A 22303-nucleotide genomic window follows, 5' to 3' on the forward strand; every position below is an offset into this window, starting at 1 on the left:
GAGGGTACATGGAACTTGTAAATTCAGTTACGAGAAACGGCGGGTGCGCTCTCGCGACGGGGGGCGAGATACTATATGTTTCTTATTATTCATCTGGCGCAAGTGCCTTAGTTAAGTACAACCCGGAGACCCTGGGGTCAATTGGCCACGTTCAACTTTCTTCATACGCCGGTTCACAGTTATTCGGTATGGTATATGATAATGGGTTTCTTTACACCGCCTATTATAACGTAAATTACGTGCATAAGATCGATTATGCTACCGAAGCATTTAACAGTACTTATTCGGCCCGTGGAACAGGGTATGTAAATTATACAGTAGCCACGGATAACAATTACGTTTACTACTTGATGGGTAATGGCAGGCGTGAAAAGTATCTGAAAAGTAACATGTCTCTTGCCTTATCGTATTTAAGCAGTGCCGGGTGGGACACGAACCCCGCAGGCGCGGTGATAAAAGATGGATATATTTATACCGTGCAATACCAGTCAACAATTCCCTGGAGAGTTACAAAAATTGATACAAGTACATTGCACACCGCCGCACAGTTAGAAGTCCCAAATACAAACCCGAGCAATTCTGACGCGTATCCATACGATCTGTGTGTTATCGGGAACTATCTATATGTTATACTGCGTCGCGCCCCTGGAAGGATTGCAAAAATCGATCTCAACACATTTCAATGGGTGGACACAGTCCAGTTTCCGGGAGCAAACACCAACGACAATATTAGTCCTGAAAGGTGCTTGGCTGTTAACGGCTACATATACGCGCAATGCCGCACAGACCCGATTACCATAATTAAGATTGATCCTAGCACAATGCAAATTGTAGAGTCGCTGAAGCATTCGAATTTAGGCAGCAGCAGCGTGTCGGCGTGTCGTGGCATGGCTTACGCTGACGGGTATTTGTATTCTCTGACAGATACGCGTTTGGCGAAGATTTATGTCGGCGGGGCTGAACCCCCTGCAGCGCGATCTTACTCTTTGGTGATTGGGGGCGATCTATGATGTATGCTTATTTAATTGAGGGAGATACAGCCATAAAAACCTATAGCGGTGACAATCCGCCTGACGGTTGGTATCAATCCAAGATGCCGATAGACTGGACGAAATACTACTGGGATGGCAGCGTACCTGTACTGAAACCAGCAGAGCCGGAACCGCCTCAACTTGAGCCATATGTTCCGAACCTTGCGGGTTATAAGCAGTGGAAAATTGCGGAGGTAAACAACGCCTGCAGTCAGATATTGATATCTGGCTTTTATTGTGATGCTCTGGGCGAACGTCACAGGTATGATACTGATATAGTTGATCAAATTAATTTTGCGCAGGCTATGCAAGTAGCACAGTCAACCGGGAAACCGACATCATACCGTATATGGAATGCGGATGATGTTACAAAAGAATGGTTTTCGCACACCTACGAACAATTGCAGGCCGTGATGCTGGCCGCAGCAGATTGGAAATATCAAAAGTTATATTTATGTAGTGAGTATAAAAATGCCATCGAAACAGCGCAATCGATCAAAGAGATTGACGTTATCATAGCCGGCATAGACTGGGATGGCAGTGTATGATCAGGATCGTGTCTGATTTCCCGACGCCGACCTGGTCAGCCGGCGTCGCGCTTGTTAATCCTGGGGATGGCCAGCAGTCAGTCATCAATCTCTTTCCGCGTGCCGGCATGCTGGTCAGCTACACTATATTGACAACCAATACACCTGTCGCAGCTGCCAATGTGCAGATCTACCATGATGCGATGAGTTCCGCAGCCGAATCCAGATGGATCTGGACCTGCGATTTTCCAGCCATTCCTCCTTTACGGAGGACTATAAAAATAGGGGAGATGATAATTTGCTGAATTTAGGGTTTACGTCTATTAGTCTCGATCCTGTTTACTGGGCAATTATTGTTGTGATCGTTGCCAACCTGATTTTGTGGGTTGGCTTTTTGATTTATGCACGAGATCCTCATTCGAAATTGGGGAAGAAAATTGAGAAACAAATCTATTATCTGGACGAATTCGCGGACGACATGTCAAACAAGCAAAAACGTCAAAACGCTATTGATTTTGTTTATACTGTGTTAGGTTTGAAGGGGTTGAGCAAATATCTGATACCGCCGCAGCTCATCGGTTACATTATCGACATCCAGGTAAAGGTGATCCGGGCAATGCAAAAAGCGACCCAGTCGCCGGATTTGCATCAGGAAGAAGGTAATATTGATGGCTAAGGTTTGCATTGATCCTGGTCACGCAGGCCCCACGACGGATCCGGGAGCAGTATCGCCATATACCGGTTTGCGGGAGGCGGATGTTGCTTTATCCGTTTCCCTGCTGGTCCGAAGTTACCTGTGCGCTGCCGGGCACGAAGTCTGTTTGACTCGTACTGAACTGGAACAGCCTGAAACCGATGATCTTGGATATCGCACGCAGTTTTCGAATGACTGGGGAGCGGACCTGTTCGTCAGCTTGCATTGCAACAGTGCGACGATCCCTTCTGCGCACGGATTTGAAGTTTGGACTTCTCCGGGGCAAACCCAGGGAGACGTACTGGCGACCCGCGTATTTGAACAAATTCAGGGTGAATTCCCGGATCGGTATGGACGTGCAGATTACTCAGATGGGGATCCGGATAAAGAAAGTAAATTCTATGTCCTGGTGTACACAAAGGCTCCAGCGTGCCTGATAGAAATGGCGTTTCTCAGCAATGAAGAGGAAAGCTGCTTACTGGCGGACGCCGCATGGCAGGACCGTATGGCGCGGGCGGTCGCCAGGGGGATTACCGATTATTTTGGTATTGTGGGAGGTGATACCGATTGATGCGAAAAAGTATTTGTACGGTATTCTTGCTGCTCTCCTTAGCCTGGCTGCCCTCTATCGGTACGGCGGCCGAGATAACGGACCCGGAGCTGGCGCGGCTCGAACAAATCTTCAATCAGCTGGAGAGCAACACCAGCGCGCTGGTGAAAGACTTGGAAATATCGAAAACAGACTTGCAGACGGCGAGGCTGAAGCTGGAAGAGTATCAGAAGGAGTTGGCGGCGTTACAGACCGAATTGCTGACGTTGAGGCACGAATCACAGAAAGTCAGAATCAATCTGCAGACAGCGCAGAACTCATTAGAGAAGGCCAGACAATCGTTAGAACAGTTGGAAAAAGAGATGCGGCGCGAGCGCAGACGCCTTAAGTTTGAACGGAGTGTGCTGCTGCTGGCAGCCGGTTACCTGGCGATAAAATAGCTTGAGGAGCAAAAAATCACAAAATAAGGTTTGATGCTGAGCGGTTTCATCATCGGCGGCAGATTCCGGTATCTGCGGCGTCATGGTAAGGTAAGATTTCAACAAAAAAAGGGGAGGCTTCGGCCTCCCCTTTCTTTGTTTTTATAGGTTGTTTATCCTAGATGTGAGCGGGTGTCACGCCTGCTCTTTCAGATAAGCGATAAACGCCTCCTTGGCATAGGGGGCGGACTCCGGCTTTTTAAGCCATTCTAAGACTTCGTCACTGTGATGGGAAAATTGGTCCTCGACACTTAAAAGGTAGGATGAGGTGACGCCTAGGGCCTGGGCTACGGCTTCCATAACATCCTGCGGCCAAAGCTTGGGTATGCCCTTTTCGTACCGGCTGTACTGGGACTGGGAAAAGTCTTTTTTGGAGCCCATTTCTCGCAATGCGGCGGCAACTTTGTTTGCTACTTCATCTTGCGTCAAGCCAAGTTGTTCGCGTAAATCCTTCATTCTGTCCCCTGGTCCCTGAAGTCGTTTGCCTGTCCGGGCCATTTTAGTCACCTCATTATATACGTATATAAATAATAATACCTATATATGCATATTTGTCAATAACTATTCATTAATTTTAATAAATAGTTATTTATCTGTGCGCTGGACCAGCTTATGTTTGCACAGAACCGCCTTAATCGTCTCGTAGGTTATGTTTGACGGCAGCGCGTCTTTCAATGGCTTGAGCCGGTCCGGTCCCAGCTTTTTGATGGTGTCCAGAATCACGGTTTCATACTGGGCCGGGATCAGCCGGTCCCAGTCGATGCTATGGTCTTCCAGGCTGCAACGTACCAGATGGTCCTGGACAGTGACCGGCTTCAGGTCCCGTTCCTGGCAGATTTCTTCCAGGGATTTGCCGGCCTTGAAGAGGTTCAGGGTGATGATGTGGCTGGGAAGCTCCGGAGGTTTGTCGGGGGCGGCGAGATGAGCGTTTGAGCGGGATATTGGCTGAATATTGTGCTGGGCCATATAGAGCAGGATGACCTGCAGGAATTCCCGGCCGTACCGGTCCAGCTTGACCTCGCCTACACCTTTGATCAGGCGCAGGGATTCCATATCCGGGGGGAACTGTTCGCACATTTCCCGCAGGGTACTGTCGGCGAAGACCACATACGGCGGTACGTTTTCACGGCTGGCAATTTCCCGCCGCAGGTTGCGCAGCAAGGCAAAGAGGGAGTTGTCCACGGCCTGCTGTTTTGGCTGTTTGGTAACCTTTTGCCAGACTTCGGCCTGATTTCTCAGTACGTCGCCGGCTTTGGGGGTCAGTTTTACCAGGGGGTATTGGCCGGGGGTGAAATACAGATAGTCTTCGGCTGCCAGCAGGTTGATCAGGTCTTTGATCTCCTGGGTGGAGTATTCCTTCAGGATGCCGTAGGTGGACAGGCTGCTAAATCCCATCTCAGTCACCTTTTTGTTCGCGGCCCCTTTTAATACATCGGCTACCAGCCCTGTCCCGAAGCGCTCTTTCATCCGCAGAATGCAGGAGAAGATTTTCTGAGCGGTAATCGTAATATTCGTCAGTTCCCGGTCGTCATTGCAGTTGCCGCAGTTGCCGCACTGGTCAGGAGCATCGGATTCGCCGAAGTATTGCAAAATATATTTTCGCAGGCAGCGGGGGGTGTGACAGTAGTCCACCATGGTCTGGAGTTTTTCAAACTCGTTGGCCTTTCGTTCCGGGGCGTGGGTGCCCTGTTCGATCAGATATTTTTGCAGCAGCGTGTCCTGAGGCGAAAACAGCAGGATGCATTCGCCGGGCTCTCCGTCTCGCCCGGCCCTGCCAGCTTCCTGGTAGTAGGCTTCCATGTTTTTCGGCATATTGTAATGGAGCACGTAGCGGACATTGGATTTATCAATGCCCATGCCAAAGGCGTTGGTGGCTGCGATAATCGGCAGGTCGTCGTAAACAAAAGCCTCCTGGTTTTGGGTGCGCTCCGCGTCGCTCATGCCGGCGTGATATTTTCCCACCGGCCAGCCTTTGCGTCGCAGCAAGTCATGGAGGTCGTCCACTTCTTTGCGGGTGGTGGCGTAGATGATGCCGGATGAATCCGGGTTGGCAGCCACATGCTCCAGGACAAATTTTTGCTTGTTGACACCCCGCAGGACGGCAAAGGAGAGGTTTTTCCGGTCAAAACCGGTGATAAAGGCAGAAGGGCGGTTTAAATTCAGGAGTTGGATTACATCCTGCCGTACATCATCCGTGGCCGTGGCGGTAAAGGCGCCGATGACCGGACGCCTGGGCAGGCAGCTGATAAACGGGGCAATGGCCCGGTAGCTGGGACGAAAATCGTGTCCCCACTGGGAAACGCAGTGCGCCTCATCGATGGCTAAGAGAGAAATCGGCAGGGAAGCGGCAGAGCGGCGGAATAATTCGGACTCCAGTCTTTCCGGCGCCACATATAAGAGCTTGAAATCTCCGTACAGGGCTCTGGCGATACGGTCGTTGGTTTCTCCGGCAGTGAGGGAACTGTTGATAAAAGTCGCCGGGATGCCGATGCTGTGCAAGGCGTCTACCTGGTCTTTCATCAGGGAAATCAAGGGTGAGATGACCAGGGTCAAGCCGGGAAACAGCATGGCCGGAACCTGGTAGCAAAGGGATTTTCCCGCGCCGGTTGGCATGATCGCCAGTGTATCCCTGCCGCTGAGCAAATTGGTAATAATCTTGGCCTGTCCATCTCGGAAGGAAGGATAGCCGTAGTATTTTTGCAGGATTTGTTGGGCTTGGTCTAACATTTTCTATCCCCCGGTTTTGTCGATATATGCAGATAGGTACTATATACCATGCCCTAAGCCGGATATCCTGCGAGGATAGACGATTATTATAGCGGGGTAAAGGATTTTTTGGCAGCAGCAGCGAATTGAATTGGCAAATACTGTTGAACTGTTGACGGATTTTCATTTGGGAGGGAACTCAATGAAAAAGATCGCTGTGCTGACAAGCGGCGGAGATGCACCTGGAATGAATGCGGCTATTCGGGCTGTGGTGAGAAGGGGGATATTCAAACAGCTGGAATTGACAGGAATTAAACACGGCTATGAGGGTTTAATGGCAGGCGATTTCATTCCCCTGGAGCTGGGAAGCGTAGGGGACATCATTCAACGTGGGGGAACCATTCTGCAAACAGCCCGGAGCGAGGCTTTTAAGACCGAGGAGGGGCAGCGGCAAGCCCTTGGCCGCCTGCGGGAAAACGGCATAGAAGGACTGGTTGTCATCGGCGGCGACGGTTCATTTCGCGGCGCCCAGAAGTTAGTCCAGTTGGGATTTCCTACGGTTGGCATACCGGGGACCATTGACAATGACATTGCCTGTACTGATTTTACCCTGGGATTTGACACGGCGGTGAATACGGTGATTGACGCCATTGATAAAATCAGGGACACAGCTACCTCTCATGAGCGGACCTATGTCATTGAGGTCATGGGCCGACATGCGGGAGATATTGCCCTGTGGTCAGGGGTGGCCGGCGGCGCTGAGTCAGTGTTGATTCCGGAGAAGGAAGCCAATATAGATGATATTACCGCCCGGCTGCTGCAAGGCCATAAACGCGGCAAAAAACACAGCATTATTGTGGTAGCGGAAGGAGTAGCCAATGGGCAGACAATCGGCGAATTGATCCGTGAGAAAACCGGCTTTGAAACCAGGGTTACAGTCCTGGGACATATTCAGCGGGGCGGTTCCCCCTCAGCATTTGACCGGATGCTGGGCAGCCGAATGGGGGCTAAGGCAGTGGACCTGCTGGTGGAAGGAGGGGCCGGCGTCATGGTGGGCATGCAAAACAATCAAATGGTGGCGGTGCCTTTTGACCAGGCATTAAGTCAGCCTCACAGCCTGCCGTTGGCCTTATATGAGTTAGGGATCAGCCTGTCAATTTAGTTTTACAAAAAAGTGTTACCTAAGTGTATAGAATGCGTTACCTGTTAACCATATAGGTTACATGACTGATACAAGGGTTATAGTCCGCCTCATTAATCGAGGCGGACTTTTTACATATACCACTTTTGGCACATTCCTTGCAATACATGTTTTTAGAAAATTCTTGCAAGGAGTTTTACTATCCGGAAAGCGAGGCGAGAGGAAAATGCAAAAGAAAGTCTTGAACATCAACGGATTAACCAGGACTTTGATCGTGGACCCTGAAGCCACTCTGGCCAGTGTGCTGCGGGAACAGCTGCTCCTGACCGGCTGCAAAGTAGGCTGCGGCCAAGGCCAGTGCGGCTCCTGCTCTATTATCGTGGATGGCGTGGTTATCCGTTCCTGCGTCTTCAAAATGAAACGGATTGCTGACGAGGCAAAGATTACTACCATTGAAGGGCTGGGTACGCCGGAAAATCTGCATCCGCTGCAAGTGGCCTGGATGGCTTACGGCTGTGCTCAGTGCGGTTTTTGCAGTCCCGGTTTTATTCTGTCGGCCAAAGTGCTTTTGGATAAAAATCATGACCCCAGCCGGGAAGACGTGCGTGAATGGTTCCAGAAGAACCGCAACGCCTGCCGCTGCACCGGCTACAAGCCGCTGGTAGACGCAGTGATGGCGGCGGCCAGGGTGCTGCGCGGCGAAATGCGCAAGGAGGAACTGCTGTATCAGCCGGTAGGCAATAAAATCCAGGGGACTACCTATCATCGCCCCTCCGCCCTGCGCAAGGTGACGGGAACCTGGGATTACGGCGCCGACGTGGCCCTGCAGATGCCGGCCGGCACACTGCGCCTGGCGCTGGTGCAGGCCGAAGTATCCCATGCCAACATTAAGGGCATCGATACGTCGGAAGCCGAGAAAATGACCGGCGTGTACAAAGTGGTCACCCATAAGGATGTAAAAGGCAAAAACCGCATTTTCGGCTGTACCTTCCCCAGCAATAAGGGCGATGGCTGGGACCGGCCCATCCTGTGCGACGAAAAGGTATTCCAGTACGGGGATGCCATCGCCATCGTCTGCGCCGACACGGAAGCCCATGCCAGGGAAGCGGCGCAAAAAGTCAGGGTGGACCTGGAGGTGCTGCCGGCTTACATGAGCGCCCCGGCCGCCATGGCTCCCGACGCCATGGAAATCCATCCCGGCACACCCAATGTCTATTATGAGCAGGGCGTCATCAAAGGCGGCGAAACCAAGCCGATTATGGACCGGGACGATGTAGTCACAGTGGAAACCAATACCTACTGCAGCCGCCAGCCCCATCTGACCATTGAGCCGGACTGCGGCAACGCCTATATCGACGGGAACGGCATCCTGCGGATCCACTCCAAGAGCATCGGCATCCACCTGCATCATGCTATGATTGTCGAGGGGATTGGCATTGCCCCGGAAAAGTGCCAGCTCGTGCAAAACCCTGCCGGCGGCACCTTTGGCTACAAATTCAGCCCCACCATGGAAGCTTTGCTGGGAGTAGCCTGTCTGGCCACCGGCAGGCCGGTCTCCTTAAATTATTCCATGTACCAGCACATCACTTATACCGGCAAGCGTTCCCCCGGCTTTGTCAAATGCAAGCTGGCCGCCGATAAAGACGGCAAACTGCTGGCCATGGAAGCCGACTGGACAATTGACCACGGGCCGTATTCCGAGTTCGGCGATTTGCTGACGGTGCGTCAGGCTCAATTTATCGGCGCCGGCTACGACATTCCCAACATTCGCAGCAAGGGCCGCACGGTTTGCACCAATCACGCCTGGGGTTCGGCTTTCCGCGCCTATGGTTCGCCGCAAGCCTTCCTGGCTTCCGAAATCGCCATGGACGAATTGGCGGAAAAACTGGGCGTGGATCCGCTGGAGCTCCGGTTCAAAAATATCTACCGCCCGGGCTCTACTAACCCTTCAGGCCAGGAGCCGGAGGTATTCTGCTTTGAAGAAATGTTCAACAAGCTTCGCCCCCTGTGGCAGGAAGCCAAACAGCGCTGCCGGGAACTGTCCGCCCCGGAGAAAAAGCGCGGCGTCGGTTTGGCGCTGGGCATCTATGGCTGCGGCCTGGACGGGACTGACGGGTCCGAAGCCTGGGCCGAGCTGACCAAGGACGGCGTAACCGTCGGCAACTCCTGGCAGGATCATGGCCAGGGCGCGGACATCGGCACCCTGACTCACGCCCATGAAGTCCTCCGCCCTCTGGGCATCAAGCCGGAGCAGATCAAACTGGTCATGAACGACATGGCCCTCACGCCCAACAGCGGCCCCTCCGGCGGCAGCCGCAGCAATGTCATGACCGGCAATTCCACCCGGGTGGTTTGCGCCATGCTCTTAAAGGCGATGAAAAAGCCGGATGGCACTTACCGCACTTACGACGAAATGGTGGCTGAAAAGATCCCGCTGCGTTATGACGGCCGCTGGGATTACTCGGGTACTGCCTGCGACCCGGTGACAGGCCAGGGCACCCCGTTCGGGGTTTACATGTACGAAGTGTTCATGCCGGAAGTGGAAGTGGACATGAAAACCGGCAAGACCAAAGTCGTCAAATTTACCACTGTCGCCGACATTGGCACCATTACCAACAAATCGGTTTGCGACGGCCAAATTTACGGCGGTTTGGCCCAGGGCATCGGCCTGGCCCTGACCGAAGACTTCGAGGATCTCAAAAAGCACACCAGCCTGCTGGCCTGCGGCCTGCCGTACATCCAGGACATCCCCGATGACATGGACATCATCTACAACATTTCGCCCCGCCCCCTGGGACCCGGCGGCGCCGCCGGCGCCGGCGAAGGGCCTTTGACCGCGCCCCATCCGGCCATCCTCAATGCCATCTATAATGCCTGCGGCGTACGCCTGTACGCGGTGCCGGCGCTGCCGGAAAAAATCAAAGCCGGACTGGAAAAATTAAGCAAGAAATAGTAAATGAAATCGCCGGCTAACACCGGACGGTAATGAATAAGCCTAAAACGGACTGAACGGAGTATTTTCTCTTCCAGTTCGTTTTAGGTGTCCCTGTTGAAGAGGGGAGCACAGAAGTATGGATCATAAGCTATTGCGTGAGCGGGAGGCGAAGTGCATTCAGGAATGCCCTCCCGCCTGCACAGCCGGCTGCCCGGTCCGTGTGGACGCAAGGGGGCTGGTTGCCGCGGTGAAAGCAGGCGACTATGCGAGGGGATTCAGCCTGCTTCAGGCCGCAGTCCCCTTTCCCAGGATTATCAGCCGGATTTGCGATCAGCCCTGCCAGGCAGTCTGCAAACGGCAGGAAATCGATACTGCCATTTCGATTAACGCCTTGGAACGGGTTTGCGCCGACCGGCATGAATTCGGCATCCCCTCCATTGTCCCTTTGCCGCCTAAGCCGCAGAAAGCGGCAGTGGTGGGGGCCGGGCTGAGCGGGTTGACGGCAGCCCTGGAGCTTAGCCGCAAGGGCTATAAGGTGGCTGTTTTTGAGGCAGGTGACCGGCTGGGGGGCCGTATCCGGGACCTTTCTGAAGATAAGATGCCCCGGCAGTGGGTCGAAAGAGATTTTGCCGTTTTTACCCAGATGCCGGTAGAAATACAATATAGTACGTCTGTGGGCGCTCACGGCGACCCGGCTATAACCTTGGCCGGCCTCTGCGACAGATTCGATGCCGTTTATCTTGGTATAGGCAAGCCAGGAATGGATTGGCCGGCGGTGGGCCTTGACACCGACACAGCGGGCAATCTGGCGGTTGATCCTGTGACCCTGGCCACAAGTCATCCCCAAATCTTCGCCGGTGGCAGCCTGAGGCAGGCCGGGCAGAGCCCTTCACCTATCGGCTCGATTGCCGACGGCAAAATAGCCGCCGTTTCCATTGACCGGCTGCTGCAGGGCGCCTCCCTCACGGCCAGTCGGGACAAAGAAGGCTCTTTTGCTGCCAGCCTGTATGTCAACATTGCCGGGGTAAAGCCAGCCCGCAGGGTGGCCCCCTCTGACCCGGCGGCCGGCTATACCGGTGAAGAGGCGGCGCAGGAGGCAGGCCGCTGTCTGGCCTGCGAGTGCCGCGAATGCGTGAAAGCCTGTGAGTATCTGGCCCATTACGGTTCCTATCCTAAACGGTATGTGCGGGAAGTATTTAATAACCTGGCCCTGGTCAAGGGCATCCACACCGCCAACCGGCTGATTAATTCCTGCAGTTTATGCGGCCTTTGCGGCGAGCTCTGCCCCAACCGGCTGGACATGGGGGAAGTCTGCCGGGAAGCGCGGCAAATGATGGTCCAAAAGGGGAAAATGCCGCCGTCGGTGCATGACTTCGCCTTGCGGGACATGGAATTCAGCAGCGGCGACAGCTTTGTCCTGAACCGGCATCAGCCGGGCCGGACTGCCAGCAGCATGGCCTTTTTTCCCGGTTGCCAGCTGGCGGCCTCGTCGCCCCAATCGGTCAGAAAGCTGTATGAGTTTTTATGCGCCAAAGCAGAGGGCGGCGTCGGCCTTATGCTGGGCTGCTGCGGTGCGCCGGCGGACTGGGCCGGGCAGGAGGAAAAAGCGAAGGAGATTCTGCAAGCTATAGAAGGCAATTGGCGCAATCTGGGCAGCCCCCGGGTGATTACCGCCTGCCCCGCCTGTTTTAGCATATTTAAGCGCTATTTGCCGGCTGTGCCGGCAGAGACGGTGTGGACGCTGCTGGACCGTACCGGCTTGCCGGAAGGCGCCGGAGCGGCGGTTAGGCCGCAGACGCTGGCGGTTCACGACAGCTGCACCACCCGGCATGAAACAGAACTTCAGGACAGTGTGCGCCGCATTGCGGCCAAACTGGGCCATCAGATAGAAGAACTGCCCCGCAGCCGGGAACGGACCATATGCTGCGGTTATGGCGGCCTGATGCTTTTTGCCAACCGGGAAGTCGCAGGCAAAGAGATTCAGCGGCGCATCGGGGAATGCGAAACGGATTATCTTGCTTATTGCGCCATGTGCCGGGACTATTTCGCCGGGCAGGGAAAACGGGTCTATCATTTGCTGGACCTGCTGTTTGGCTCCGGCGATGCCCGGCTGGCGGAGCAGGCAGGCCCCGGCTATTCGCAGCGTCAGGAAAACCGGGCCAGGCTTAAAATTGCGCTGTTGCGGGAAATGTGGGGTGAAACCGTGGCCGAACGGCTGCCGGCGGTAAAAGTGAGTATCCCGGACCCAGTCAAAAGCATACTGGAAGACAGGCGAATCCTGGTCAGCGATGTGGAAAGCGTCATCGCTCAGGCCGAAAAGAACGGCAGCAGGCTGAAAAGCGCGGCCAGCGGCCATTATCTGGCCTATTTCCGGCCGGCGGCCGTGACCTACTGGGTGGAATATTCCCCTCAGGGCGATGGCTTTGTGCTTCATAATGCCTACAGCCACAGACTGGAGATCATGGATACAGATGATGAGGGAGAATAAATGGGCAAACAGGAGGAGCAACCGGAAAATATCGGTTGCGATAAGTGCAGCATTCCCCTGACTTTGGGCAAGGTCAGACTGGCCTACCTGGGGAGCGTATTTCCGGTGGAACTGTATAAGTGTCCCCGGTGCGGCCTGGTCTATATCCCGGAAGCTTTGGCCAGAGGCAAGATGCAAGAGGTGGAAGCGGCCCTGGAGGATAAATGATGCAAACTGACCGGATTTCAGAAGGCAGCCTGTGGTCCAGACTGCCGGAGGGGGCGCGCCCCGGCGGGCTGAAGCTCACCAGGCGGCTGGTTAACTGCTGCGGTTTTGCGCCTAACGCCAAAGTAACGGATATAGGCTGCGGCATCGGGGCGACCGTGGAATATCTGCGGGATAAGTGCGGCCTGGACCCGGTAGGAGTTGATATATCAGAGGCTTCCCTCCAAAAGGGAAGGGAACGGTCAGCCGGACTGCTGCTCGTCCGGGCTGCCGGCGACGCGCTGCCTTTTGCCGGAGGCTCGGTCCAAGGCGTTTTGGCGGAGTGCAGCCTGTCGGTCATGGAGGACATGGGGCGGGTGCTGGATGAAATCCATCGCATTCTGGTCCCGGGCGGGAAGCTGGCGGTTACTGATCTTTACCTCCGGGAACCGGACCCGGCGCCCCCGGATGCTGCGGCGGATTCTGGCCGTATTGCCGGCGTTTTGAACCAAGCCGGGATGCTGCGCCTGATAGAGGCTAAAGCTTTCAGGCTTCTGCTCTGGGAAGACCATACGGTTTTGCTGAAAGAGTTTGTGGCTGGTTTTATTATGGCTCATGGCTCGCTGGAAGAACTTCAAAGCTGCATGCCGGCGCAGGGAGGCCGGCAGAACTGGCCTGCCGCCAGGCAGCTGGGTTATTGTCTGCTGGTGGCGGAAAAAAGCACCCTGGAGGTGACAGAATGAAAGACCAGGAGATTGGCGTGATGGAGAGATCCTTTGAGAAAATTGAAGCAGACTCTATTGTTGCAGAAATTATGGATAAAGCCACAGGCAAAATTTTTCGGCGCACTCTGCCGGTGAAGTATCTGGAAACCGATAACGGCGTGATATTATCCGGAGAAACTGTTGCCGGCCATCCCAGCGAAATCGCCTTTTATTCCGAAGCAGCCCTGGCTAAAATCCATGACCTGCTTGGCAAAGGACCGGACTCTCCCCGATGTGCCGGGGAACGACTGCCCCGTTTGGTAAAAGAAGGGATCAGGATGAAAAAAGAGAAGAAAGAATAGTGAAATAATTGTGTCATATATATCCAGCTGCACAACGAGGTGAATGGCATGAAAGCCACTACTTTGGGCACTTTTGACAATATTCTGGGCGAATGGGGCAGGTTTATATCCTCCAAAAAGCATAACCCCAGTCATGTCCGGCCCCGGATCGCCGAATCATGGTTCCGATGTTTTCAGGCGGGAGTCAGCCCCTGCAGCCTGGCGCCCCACCGGTCCCTGGACGCCGTGACGCTGCATAAAGTGCTGCAGGAAAAGGAAATGCTCATCAAAATTGCCAAGCCCTTTATGGCTAATCTATATCAGTTTGTGAGGGGCTCGGGTTTTGTGGTGGTATTAACGGATGAAAACGGTCATATCATGGAGCTGTTTGACGACGAAGATACCCTGACCAATCCCATGACCCAGGATTTCTTCCGGGGCGCCAGCTGGCATGAGGAAGAAGCGGGGACCAATGCCATCGGCACAGCGCTGGTCCTGGGAGAACCCATTCAGGTGTCAGGGGCGGAACATTTTCGTCAGAAGCATCACTGCCTGACTTGTTCCGCCGCACCCATTCTTTATTCCGACGGGCGGATCATCGGAATTCTGGATATGTCGGGCGCCTCGCATCTATCCCATTTGCATACCCTGGGGATGGTGGCGGCGGCGGCGGAAGCCATCACGGCCCAGCTGAACATCCGGCGCAAGAACCAGGAGCTGGCCATCATCAACAACCGGTTGACCAATTTCTTTAATGCCGTCTCCGACGGCGTGATCATGATTGACCAAAATGACATGGTAACAGAGATCAATCCGGCGGCCTGGAAGATTTTCGGCCACGCCAGGGAAGATATTCTGGGGCAGCCGGTGCAGCAGCTGTTTGAGGGGAAAGAATCCGGCAAAAGCAAAGTATCAGCTGCTCACGAACCCTATACCGACAGGGCGGTCATGGCTGATACCCAATACGGCCCGTGCCAGTGCCTGGCTTCCGGCGAGCCGGTGGTCAATGAGCAGGGCGCAGTCACCGGCGGCATTATCATTTTGCGGCCGATCAAACAGGTGCAAAACCTGGTCAATCGCTTTAGCGGCTACTCCGCCACCCTGCAGTTTCATGATATTATCGGGGAAAGCGTGGAGATTCGCGAAGCCGTACGGCTGGCTTCCCTGACGGCGATTAATTCGTCGAATATCCTGCTGCAGGGCGAAAGCGGCACCGGCAAAGAGATCTTCGCCCAGGCCATTCATAACCGCAGCGCCCAGCATGCCGGGCCGTTTATCGCCTTAAACTGCGGCGCCATTCCGCGGGAATTGATCGGCAGTGAGCTGTTTGGCTATGAAGAGGGGGCCTTTACCGGCGCCAAACGCGGCGGCAAGCCGGGAAAGTTTGAGTTGGCCGCCGGGGGCACCCTGTTTCTGGATGAAATCGGCGATATGCCGCTGGAGCAGCAAATTTCCCTGCTCAGAGTCATACAGGAAAAAAAGGTGATGCGGATCGGCGGCGATAGAATGATTCCGGTGAATGTGCGGCTGATTTGCGCCACCAATAAAAACTTACGCAAGGAAGTGGAAAAAGGCTCCTTCCGGCAAGATTTATTTTACCGGCTCAATGTGGTGACCATCACCATTCCCCCCCTGCGTGACCGCAGGGAAGACATCCCGCTCTTGTTCACCTGCTTTATGGAAAAGCTGGGACGGGACCGGCGCTGCAGTCTTTACGTCGAGCCGGAAGTGATGGACTGCCTGCAGCGGTACAACTGGCCGGGTAATGTGCGGGAATTGCAGAACGTGGTGGAAAGAGCGGCCAGCCTGGCGGAAACCGGCGTGATTGCCTTGCGGCATCTGCCAGTCGAAATCAGCCTGCCTGCCGGACATCTTCCAGCGGTTGCTTTATTGCCGGCAGTCCCCGTTCTCGAGTGCCGGGAGCAAAGGCAAAAACTGGCCAAAGATGCGGAACGGCACAGAATCCTGACACTGCTGGATGTACATGCCGGCAATGTCAGCCAGGTGGCAAGAGAACTGGGCGTCTCGCGGAAAACATTGTACGATAAGATGCGGCGGCATTCCATACGCAATTAGGACCGTTGAAAGAGGCCCATCTGCGTTGTCAGGGCTGCGCGCGCTCTCGCAGCCCTTCCTAGCATCTGGACCTTTTTGAACGGTCCCGGATTCGAAGCTGCAGATGCGTTTGGCCATAGGTTCCTGGAAGACATAAAGTAGTGGAGGGAATGGCGTGAGCAGTTTCGGCGAAAGAGAAAATATAGCCGCCCTTATCCTGGCTGCCGGGTATTCGTCCCGTGCGCCGCAGTTTAAGCCGTTACTGCCTTTGGGCGATTCTACCGTGATTGAGCAGGTCATCCGCAATTTTCGCCGGGCGGGTATTAAGGATATTACCGTCGTGGCGGGCCACCGGGCCGGGGAACTGATACCGGTGCTGGAACGGGCCCGGGTCCGGTGGGTAGTGAATGAACAATATAGCCAGGGCATGTACTCCTCCGTCGTAAGCGGCGTAAAGACTCTTGCCGCCGCAACTCAGGCCTGCTTTCTGCTGCCGGGGGATATGCCTCTGGTAAAAAGCCATACGCTGAAAGTCTTATGCCGGACCTACCGTAAACTAAGCCCCTATGTCTGTTATCCCGTAATTCAGGGTGAGCGGGGGCACCCGCCGCTGCTTTCATCCCGCCTGTTTCCGGAAATCCTGGCCTGGCAGGGACAAGGGGGACTGCGGCCGCTGCTGGCCCGGTATGAAGCCTGGGCCGAGGAGGCTGAGGTACAGGATGGGGGAATTGCAGCCGACCTGGACACAGGGGAGGATTATGAGAATATTTGCCGCTTATTTGCCCGGCGGGAGGCACCGGCTTTAGCGGAGTGTGAAGCCATTTTGCGCAAGCGGGCTGCGCCGGAGCCGGTGGTCAGGCACAGCCGGCTGGTGTCGGCAGTGGCCTGGCGGCTGGCTGACAGCCTGAATCAGGCGGGGCTGGGACTTAATCTGGAGCTGGTGGCGGCAGCGGGGCTGCTGCATGATTTGGCCAAAGGAAAACCGGATCATGCCCGTTATGGGGCGAATATTTTGCGCCGCCTGGGCTATCCGAAGGTGGCGGCCATCGTGGCTGTTCATGGCGATATCGCCTTTGAAGAAGAGTCGCCGCTGGATGAAGCGGCGGTCGTATACCTGGCGGATAAACTGGTGCAAGGCGACCGGATTGTTTCTGTGGATGAGCGGTTTCGCCCTTCTTTGCAACGGTTTGCCGCCGATGAGGCTGTATTGCCTCTGATTGAAAAACGGCGGTCAACGGCGCAAAGAATCGGCGCAAAGGCAGAACTGCTTTTAGGCGCCGATTTAGCGACGGTATGCCCTGCCGGAGCAGGAAAGGAAGGTATAAGATGAAACTGGGAGAGACAGAGGAGGTATTGAGCACCACGGAAAGTCTGTGCCCGGTGTGCCTCAGGCGCATACCGGCCCAGCGCCTGGCCGCAGGGGATGATGTATACCTGGCGAAATCCTGTCCGGACCACGGCGGCTTCAGGACAATCATCTGGCGGGGACAGCCGGCGTATCACTCCTGGGCTGTGACTAAACTGCCCTCGCAGCCGCCTGTGTGCGCCCAGCCGGCAGAGAAGGGATGCCCCTTTGACTGCGGCTTATGTCCGGATCATCGCCAGCATACCTGCTGCGTTTTGCTGGAAGTCACCCAGCGCTGCAATTTAAACTGCCCGGTTTGTTTCGCTTTCGCCGGCGGCGATCACACCCGGGAGGACCCCGATCTGAAGACGGTTGAAAACTGGTATCGCCTGCTGCTGGCCAGCGGCGGACCCTATAATATCCAGCTGTCGGGCGGCGAACCTACCCTGCGGGATGATCTGCCGAACATTATCGCGTTGGGGCGGTCTTTGGGCTTTACTTTCTTTCAGCTGAATACCAATGGCCTGCGACTGGCAAGAGAACCAGGCTATGCAGAGCGACTGAAGCAGGCCGGTTTAGACTGTGTTTTTCTGCAGTTTGATGGAACCAGCGACCGGGTCTATGAAACCATGCGGGGCAAAGCCTTGCTGGACGTCAAAAAAGCCGCCGTCGACAACTGCGCCCGGCAGCAATTAGGCGTGGTCCTGGTGCCTACTCTGGCGCCGGGCGTGAACCGGCTGGATATCGGCGGCATTCTGCAGCTTGCCCTGTCTTTGATGCCCACAGTGCGGGGGGTTCATTTTCAGCCGGTGAGCTATTTTGGCCGTTATCCCCAACCCCCTTCAGACAAGGAGCGGATTACCATTCCGGAAGTGTTGCGGGCCATTGAGGAGCAAACGGGAGGCCGTATGAAGGCTGAGGATTTTCATCCCCCGGGAGCGGAAAATTCCTATTGCTCGTTCAGCGCGCATTATGTTGTGATGGCTGACGGCGAGCTGAAAGCTTTGAGCCGGCGGCAGGCATGCTGTTGTCCGCCGCAGCCGGCGGCGGAAGGAGCCAGGAAAGCCCAGGCCTTTGTGGCCAGGCACTGGGCCGGCTCCTGCTGCAGCCAGGCCGCGGGGGCAGATGAGGAAAGGGCTTCAGAAGACTGCGCCATGAATCTGGATAGTTTGGACGTTTTTTTAAAGCGGGTGGGAGAATTTTCCTTCTGCGTGTCCGGCATGGCTTTTCAGGATGTCTGGAATCTGGAACTGGAGCGGCTGCGGGACTGTTTTATCCATGTGGTAAGCCCCGATGCGCGGATTATACCCTTTTGCGCCTATAATTTGACCGACAGGGAGGGCCGGCCTCTTTACCGTCCCGGCTGGCAGCTTCCGCAGCCCTCGTGAGCGGGAAGGGCATCGCCAAAACCCCGCTGGAGGCCTGGATCATGCAAAAAATCGGGGTAAACGCTCCATCCCTGACCAGGGAACACATCCAGCAGTATCAGCTGCACAAGCTGCGGCAAGTCATCCGGTCAGCCAGGGAACACAGCCCGTTTTACCGCAGGTTGTTCAAGGGCCTGGCAGCGAGAGACCTCGGCCGCCTGTCTGATTTAGGCTGTTTTCCCTTTACTTCTGCTGCTGACATCCGGCAGCAGGGCCTGCAGTTTCTGACTGTGTCCCAGGGGGAAATCAGCCGGGTGGTGACAATGGACACTTCCGGCACCGCCGGACAACCCAAGCGTCTGTATTTTACTCCTTCGGATCAGGAGTTGACCGTTGATTTTTTTCAGCAAGGCATGTCCGGTTTAGTGACATCCGGCCAAAAAGTCTTGGTTTTGCTGCCGGGAGAACGCAACGGCAGCGTGGGGTCGCTCTTGGCCGCCGCTCTCAACCGGCTGGGGGCGGAACCCGTTCTCCACGGCGCGGTAACCAACCTGCCGGACACCTTGGCCCTTATGATGCGGCAACAGGCAGACTCCCTGGTCGGCATCCCGGCCCAGGTCCTGGCGTTAGCCCACTATGGGGAGAATAAGGGTTATTCCGTTCGGTTAAAGAGCCTGCTGCTCAGCACGGATCATGTTCCGGCGGCTGTTTCCCGGGAATTGGAGCGAATCTGGGGCTGCCGGGTCTTCCAGCATTACGGCATGACTGAAATGGGTCTGGGCGGAGGCCTGGACTGCGAAGCCCACGCTGGTTACCATTTGCGGGAAGCCGATTTATATTTTGAAATTATTGATCCTCTCACCGGAGAGTCTGTACCGGCAGGACAGGAAGGCGAGGTAGTGTTCACCACCCTGACCCGCCAGGGAATGCCTCTCATCCGCTACCGCACAGGGGACCTTTCCCGCTTTTTGACGGAACCATGCCCTTGCGGCACAGTGCTGCGGCGTTTGGAGCCCATTGCGGCCAGGACCGGCAGCCGGATTCTGACTGCCGGGAACCGGTCTTTTTCCCTGGCGGATCTGGATGAAGCCCTCTTTGACCTGCCCGGCTTGATTGGCTTCACCGCCGCAGTGGATGACCGGCAAAGGGCCGCCAAGCTGAGGATTACAGCTATGACGGCGGGACAGGACAGGGAAGCTGCAAAGCGCAGCATAGAAGCGGCCCTGCGTCAGGTGCCGGCAATATGCGGCTCCCGTCGGGATCGCACGTTGAAAGTAACGATGGAAATCAGTCTCCAGGGAGATACGCTTTTCCCCGGTACTGCCAAGAGAATCATCAGGGAGTTGAATCAGTCGGATGGAAGCCAGGATGATCTATCTTTGCCGGCACGGGAAAATTCAATTGGCGGATGAGCGGCGGCGCTATATCGGGCAGCTGGACTTGCCGCTAAGCGAACCGGGCCGGGAGCAGGCCCGCTGCCTGCGGCACAGGCTGGCCGGGGCAGAGATCAGCGCCCTATACTGCAGCGACCTTTCCCGTTCCCGGCAAACCGCCGAAATTATTGCCGACGGCAGCAATGCGGCCGTGCTGCCTCGGGAAGAGCTGCGGGAAATCAGCCTGGGCGAATGGGAAGGCCAGACTTTTGACTCTATTGCCCGGCGTTTCCCGGAGAGTTTAAGGCCCGTGGCGCGGATATCGGCGGCTGCCGCGTTCCCGGCGGCGAAAGTTTTGCCGACTGCAGCCGGCGGGTGACCGCTGCCTTTCATGATATTTTACAGTCTTCCGCCGGTCATATTGCCATCGCCGGCCATGCAGGGGTCAATCGCCTGATTTTATGCCATGTTTTGGGGATTCCTCTGGCCAATCTGTTTCGCATCGGTCAGGATTACGGCTGTCTCAATATCATCCGGAGCAGCGGTTCGGGGTATCAGGTCCAATTGGTGAATGTTAGCGCAGGTACTGATAAAAAAACGACGGGAGGGATGCCTAATGTCCGATGAGATGGCCCGCATGACCCAATTGCACCTGCAGGGGTTTCATTGCAGCCAGATCCTCCTGATCCTGGGACTGGAACGGCAGGGGGGGAGCAATCCCGGCTTAATCCGGGCCATGAATGGATTGGCCGGGGGTTTAGGGTTTACCGGCAAAAATTGCGGCGCTCTGACTGGGGCGGTTTGCCTTTTAGGCCTGTATGCGGGAAGAGGGAAACTGGAAGAAAAGGAAGACCGGATGCTGAATGTGATGATTGAGGAGCTGGCGATATGGTTTGAAGAAAAATTCGGCAAGGAATATGGCGGCATTGACTGCCGGACTATTTTGAACGATGATCCCTGGAACCGGATGACCCGCTGCCCGGCTATGGTCAGCGAGACATATTTTAAAGCTATGGAACTTCTGGAGTATAACGGATTTGTCGCTAAGACCGACACGGGTGAGGCAATGATCTGATTCGAATCGAGGAGCTCGCTCCATTAGCCATAAAGAGGAACCAATCAGATAAGTACAGAAATTATGCAGGAAGGGGGCTACTTGCAGCCTTCATCCTTCTGTTCCTAAGAAGGCAGGAATTCATAACGGGGAGAGAGGGGACGACGGTTATGTTCGAAAAGTTGCTGTCTGTCGTAAATGAGGGACGTATGTCGGATATTATAACGGTGATTGACAGTTCACCGGATCATCGAAAATACATCGGGAAGATGCTGCTTCTGCATTCTAATGGGCATATGGAAGGCGAACTGGATGAGGCGGCAGCCGGCAAGATTGCCGAAACAGTCCGGGCAATGGCTTGGACTAAGCCTGTCACTTTTACTGTCAGCGACACAGCCGGCGGGCATTATCGGCTTTTTTGGGACAGAGTCGAAAGCGAGGCGCGGGCCATTGTTCTGGGCGGTGGGCACATTAGCCAGCCTCTGGTGCAGATGCTGTCCATGTTGGATTTTAATGTGACTGTAATTGATGACCGCCCTGAATTCGCCAATCCCTCACGGTTCCCCGGCGCCCGGCTGGTCATCTGCGACAACTTTCAAAAAGCCCTGGCCGGTTTGAAAATTGATGCGGCAACCTCTGTCATGATTGTCACCAGAGGTCACAGGTATGATCTGGAGTGCCTGCGGGCTACCGTAAACAGCAAGGCCTTTTATCTGGGGATGATCGGCAGCCAAAGGCGGGTCCGGGAGGTGCTGTCCCTCATAGAGGGAGAAGGCGTTTCCAAAGAGCTTCTTCAGAGACTGCGGTCCCCTGTCGGCCTGGATATCAAAGCCCAGACCCCCGCAGAAATCGCCGTCAGCATTGTGGCGGAACTGATCATGACTTATCGCGGCGGCGGGTCAGGCCGCCCTTTGAGCAGGAAAAAGGGGGAATAATGCCATGGATCAGACCATGTTAGAACAAATCTGCCACCGGAAAAAAAACGGTGAACGTTTCGCTCTGGTTACTGTTGTGGATACCCGCGGCTCCACCCCCGCAAGGCCGGCAGCAAGATGCTGGTACTGCCGGACGGCCGCTGCATCGGGACCATCGGCGGCGGCTGCGGTGAAGCCGATGCCAGGCTGCAGGCATTAATGGCGCTGGATGACAATCAATCCGGGCTGTATACCGTGAATCTCTTGAATGAGGTGGCTGCTGACGAAGGAATGGTGTGCGGCGGGACGATGGAATTATTTATCCAAGTAGTTTAGTTGAAAATGTGGCCTGCAGCTTTTTCTTGGGCTGTGGGCTGTTTAATTACAGTTGAGGCAGGATTTTGCATTTTTTTACG

Annotated in this window: 20 protein-coding genes and 2 pseudogenes; 20 read left to right on the forward strand and 2 right to left on the reverse strand. The window is 55.2% G+C overall.

Going from position 1 to position 22303, the window contains the following annotated elements:
* The first annotated feature begins 8 nt into the window (after positions 1-8).
* The 6 genes from ALO_RS01805 to ALO_RS01830 are packed head-to-tail and all read left to right on the forward strand — an operon-like array spanning position 9 to position 3242.
* Positions 9-1010, forward strand: a complete 1002-nt coding sequence (locus ALO_RS01805) for an NHL repeat-containing protein (protein ID WP_004092193.1) — start codon at positions 9-11, stop codon at positions 1008-1010.
* Positions 1007-1579, forward strand: coding sequence for a DUF4376 domain-containing protein (locus ALO_RS01810; RefSeq protein WP_040292513.1), 573 nt, complete (start codon positions 1007-1009; stop codon positions 1577-1579). Before ALO_RS01805 ends, ALO_RS01810 begins: the two co-directional genes overlap by 4 nt.
* Positions 1576-1863, forward strand: a complete 288-nt coding sequence (locus tag ALO_RS01815; RefSeq protein ID WP_004092196.1) for a hypothetical protein — start codon at positions 1576-1578, stop codon at positions 1861-1863. The genes ALO_RS01810 and ALO_RS01815 overlap by 4 nt, the downstream gene beginning before the upstream one ends.
* Positions 1857-2234 (forward strand): hypothetical protein, encoded by a 378-nt coding sequence (locus tag ALO_RS01820; protein ID WP_004092197.1) that lies wholly within the window; start codon positions 1857-1859, stop codon positions 2232-2234. Before ALO_RS01815 ends, ALO_RS01820 begins: the two co-directional genes overlap by 7 nt.
* Entirely contained in the window at positions 2227-2823 is a 597-nt protein-coding gene (locus ALO_RS01825; RefSeq protein WP_004092199.1) for an N-acetylmuramoyl-L-alanine amidase family protein, read from the forward strand. Before ALO_RS01820 ends, ALO_RS01825 begins: the two co-directional genes overlap by 8 nt.
* A complete protein-coding gene (locus ALO_RS01830) occupies positions 2823-3242 on the forward strand; it encodes a coiled-coil domain-containing protein (protein WP_004092201.1) in 420 nt (139 codons plus the stop codon). The genes ALO_RS01825 and ALO_RS01830 overlap by 1 nt, the downstream gene beginning before the upstream one ends.
* 174 nt (positions 3243-3416) lie before the next feature.
* Here ALO_RS01830 and ALO_RS01835 read toward each other — a convergent pair whose 3' ends face one another.
* On the reverse strand, positions 3417-3737 hold the full coding sequence (locus tag ALO_RS01835) for a helix-turn-helix domain-containing protein (RefSeq protein ID WP_169313113.1): 321 nt from the start codon (positions 3735-3737) through the stop codon (positions 3417-3419).
* Between the two features lie 129 nt (positions 3738-3866).
* Positions 3867-6008: a DNA helicase RecQ gene (gene recQ, locus ALO_RS01840; protein WP_004092204.1), complete on the reverse strand. Its 2142-nt coding sequence runs from the start codon at positions 6006-6008 to the stop codon at positions 3867-3869.
* A 181-nt stretch (positions 6009-6189) separates the two neighbouring features.
* Here recQ and pfkA point away from each other — a divergent pair, with 181 nt between their 5' ends.
* The 14 genes and pseudogenes from pfkA to ALO_RS01910 form a co-directional block, all read left to right on the forward strand.
* Complete coding sequence (pfkA, locus tag ALO_RS01845) at positions 6190-7149, forward strand: 6-phosphofructokinase (RefSeq protein ID WP_004092211.1); 960 nt, start codon at positions 6190-6192, stop codon at positions 7147-7149.
* A gap of 205 nt (positions 7150-7354) precedes the next feature.
* Positions 7355-10081: a molybdopterin-dependent aldehyde oxidoreductase gene (locus ALO_RS01850; RefSeq protein WP_004092212.1), complete on the forward strand. Its 2727-nt coding sequence runs from the start codon at positions 7355-7357 to the stop codon at positions 10079-10081.
* A gap of 118 nt (positions 10082-10199) precedes the next feature.
* On the forward strand, positions 10200-12551 hold the full coding sequence (locus tag ALO_RS01855) for a pyridine nucleotide-disulfide oxidoreductase/dicluster-binding protein (protein ID WP_004092215.1): 2352 nt from the start codon (positions 10200-10202) through the stop codon (positions 12549-12551).
* Positions 12552-12758, forward strand: coding sequence for a DVU_1557 family redox protein (locus ALO_RS01860; protein WP_004092221.1), 207 nt, complete (start codon positions 12552-12554; stop codon positions 12756-12758). It begins immediately after the preceding gene.
* Positions 12755-13477 (forward strand): DVU_1556 family methyltransferase, encoded by a 723-nt coding sequence (gene trsM / locus ALO_RS01865; protein ID WP_083821005.1) that lies wholly within the window; start codon positions 12755-12757, stop codon positions 13475-13477. The genes ALO_RS01860 and trsM overlap by 4 nt, the downstream gene beginning before the upstream one ends.
* The gene (locus tag ALO_RS01870; protein ID WP_004092225.1) at positions 13474-13800 is read left to right on the forward strand and encodes a hypothetical protein; all 327 of its coding nucleotides are present in this window, start codon (positions 13474-13476) and stop codon (positions 13798-13800) included. Before trsM ends, ALO_RS01870 begins: the two co-directional genes overlap by 4 nt.
* A 48-nt stretch (positions 13801-13848) precedes the next feature.
* Positions 13849-15855, forward strand: a complete 2007-nt coding sequence (locus ALO_RS01875; protein ID WP_004092227.1) for a sigma-54-dependent Fis family transcriptional regulator — start codon at positions 13849-13851, stop codon at positions 15853-15855.
* Positions 15856-16009: 154 nt separating this feature from the next.
* Positions 16010-17164, forward strand: coding sequence for a DVU_1551 family NTP transferase (locus ALO_RS01880; protein ID WP_004092230.1), 1155 nt, complete (start codon positions 16010-16012; stop codon positions 17162-17164).
* Complete coding sequence (trsS, locus tag ALO_RS01885; RefSeq protein ID WP_004092232.1) at positions 17161-18567, forward strand: radical SAM (seleno)protein TrsS; 1407 nt, start codon at positions 17161-17163, stop codon at positions 18565-18567. The genes ALO_RS01880 and trsS overlap by 4 nt, the downstream gene beginning before the upstream one ends.
* Positions 18564-19958 carry a DVU_1553 family AMP-dependent CoA ligase gene (locus ALO_RS01890; protein WP_004092238.1) on the forward strand — a complete coding sequence of 465 codons (1395 nt, stop codon included), beginning with the start codon at positions 18564-18566 and terminating at the stop codon, positions 19956-19958. Before trsS ends, ALO_RS01890 begins: the two co-directional genes overlap by 4 nt.
* A pseudogene (gene cobC, locus ALO_RS01895) lies at positions 19915-20546 on the forward strand (alpha-ribazole phosphatase). Before ALO_RS01890 ends, cobC begins: the two are co-directional and overlap by 44 nt.
* Entirely contained in the window at positions 20536-20994 is a 459-nt protein-coding gene (locus tag ALO_RS01900; protein WP_004092244.1) for a DVU_1555 family C-GCAxxG-C-C protein, read from the forward strand. The pseudogene cobC and the gene ALO_RS01900 overlap by 11 nt, the downstream one beginning before the upstream one ends.
* Before the next feature lie 149 nt (positions 20995-21143).
* Positions 21144-21908: an XdhC family protein gene (locus tag ALO_RS01905; protein WP_004092247.1), complete on the forward strand. Its 765-nt coding sequence runs from the start codon at positions 21144-21146 to the stop codon at positions 21906-21908.
* Between the two features lie 103 nt (positions 21909-22011).
* Positions 22012-22223 (forward strand): annotated as a pseudogene (locus ALO_RS01910) (XdhC family protein); the annotation flags it as partial.
* Between the last annotated feature and the right edge of the window lie 80 nt (positions 22224-22303).

Source organism: Acetonema longum DSM 6540, assembly GCF_000219125.1.
In the GTDB taxonomy this organism is placed as follows: domain Bacteria; phylum Bacillota; class Negativicutes; order Sporomusales; family Acetonemataceae; genus Acetonema; species Acetonema longum.

Coding starts and splice junctions, on each gene's coding strand:
- ALO_RS01860 (WP_004092221.1), top strand. CDS start 12,552: ATGGGCAAACAGGAGGAGCAACCGGAAAATATCGGTTGCGATAAGTGC.
- ALO_RS01900 (WP_004092244.1), top strand. CDS start 20,536: ATGTCCGATGAGATGGCCCGCATGACCCAATTGCACCTGCAGGGGTTT.
- ALO_RS01850 (WP_004092212.1), top strand. CDS start 7,355: ATGCAAAAGAAAGTCTTGAACATCAACGGATTAACCAGGACTTTGATC.
- trsS (WP_004092232.1), top strand. CDS start 17,161: ATGAAACTGGGAGAGACAGAGGAGGTATTGAGCACCACGGAAAGTCTG.
- trsM (WP_083821005.1), top strand. CDS start 12,755: ATGATGCAAACTGACCGGATTTCAGAAGGCAGCCTGTGGTCCAGACTG.
- ALO_RS01815 (WP_004092196.1), top strand. CDS start 1,576: ATGATCAGGATCGTGTCTGATTTCCCGACGCCGACCTGGTCAGCCGGC.
- ALO_RS01905 (WP_004092247.1), top strand. CDS start 21,144: ATGTTCGAAAAGTTGCTGTCTGTCGTAAATGAGGGACGTATGTCGGAT.
- ALO_RS01810 (WP_040292513.1), top strand. CDS start 1,007: ATGATGTATGCTTATTTAATTGAGGGAGATACAGCCATAAAAACCTAT.
- recQ (WP_004092204.1), bottom strand. CDS start 6,008: ATGTTAGACCAAGCCCAACAAATCCTGCAAAAATACTACGGCTATCCT.
- ALO_RS01825 (WP_004092199.1), top strand. CDS start 2,227: ATGGCTAAGGTTTGCATTGATCCTGGTCACGCAGGCCCCACGACGGAT.
- ALO_RS01855 (WP_004092215.1), top strand. CDS start 10,200: ATGGATCATAAGCTATTGCGTGAGCGGGAGGCGAAGTGCATTCAGGAA.
- ALO_RS01805 (WP_004092193.1), top strand. CDS start 9: ATGGAACTTGTAAATTCAGTTACGAGAAACGGCGGGTGCGCTCTCGCG.
- ALO_RS01835 (WP_169313113.1), bottom strand. CDS start 3,737: ATGAAGGATTTACGCGAACAACTTGGCTTGACGCAAGATGAAGTAGCA.
- ALO_RS01875 (WP_004092227.1), top strand. CDS start 13,849: ATGAAAGCCACTACTTTGGGCACTTTTGACAATATTCTGGGCGAATGG.
- pfkA (WP_004092211.1), top strand. CDS start 6,190: ATGAAAAAGATCGCTGTGCTGACAAGCGGCGGAGATGCACCTGGAATG.
- ALO_RS01870 (WP_004092225.1), top strand. CDS start 13,474: ATGAAAGACCAGGAGATTGGCGTGATGGAGAGATCCTTTGAGAAAATT.
- ALO_RS01830 (WP_004092201.1), top strand. CDS start 2,823: ATGCGAAAAAGTATTTGTACGGTATTCTTGCTGCTCTCCTTAGCCTGG.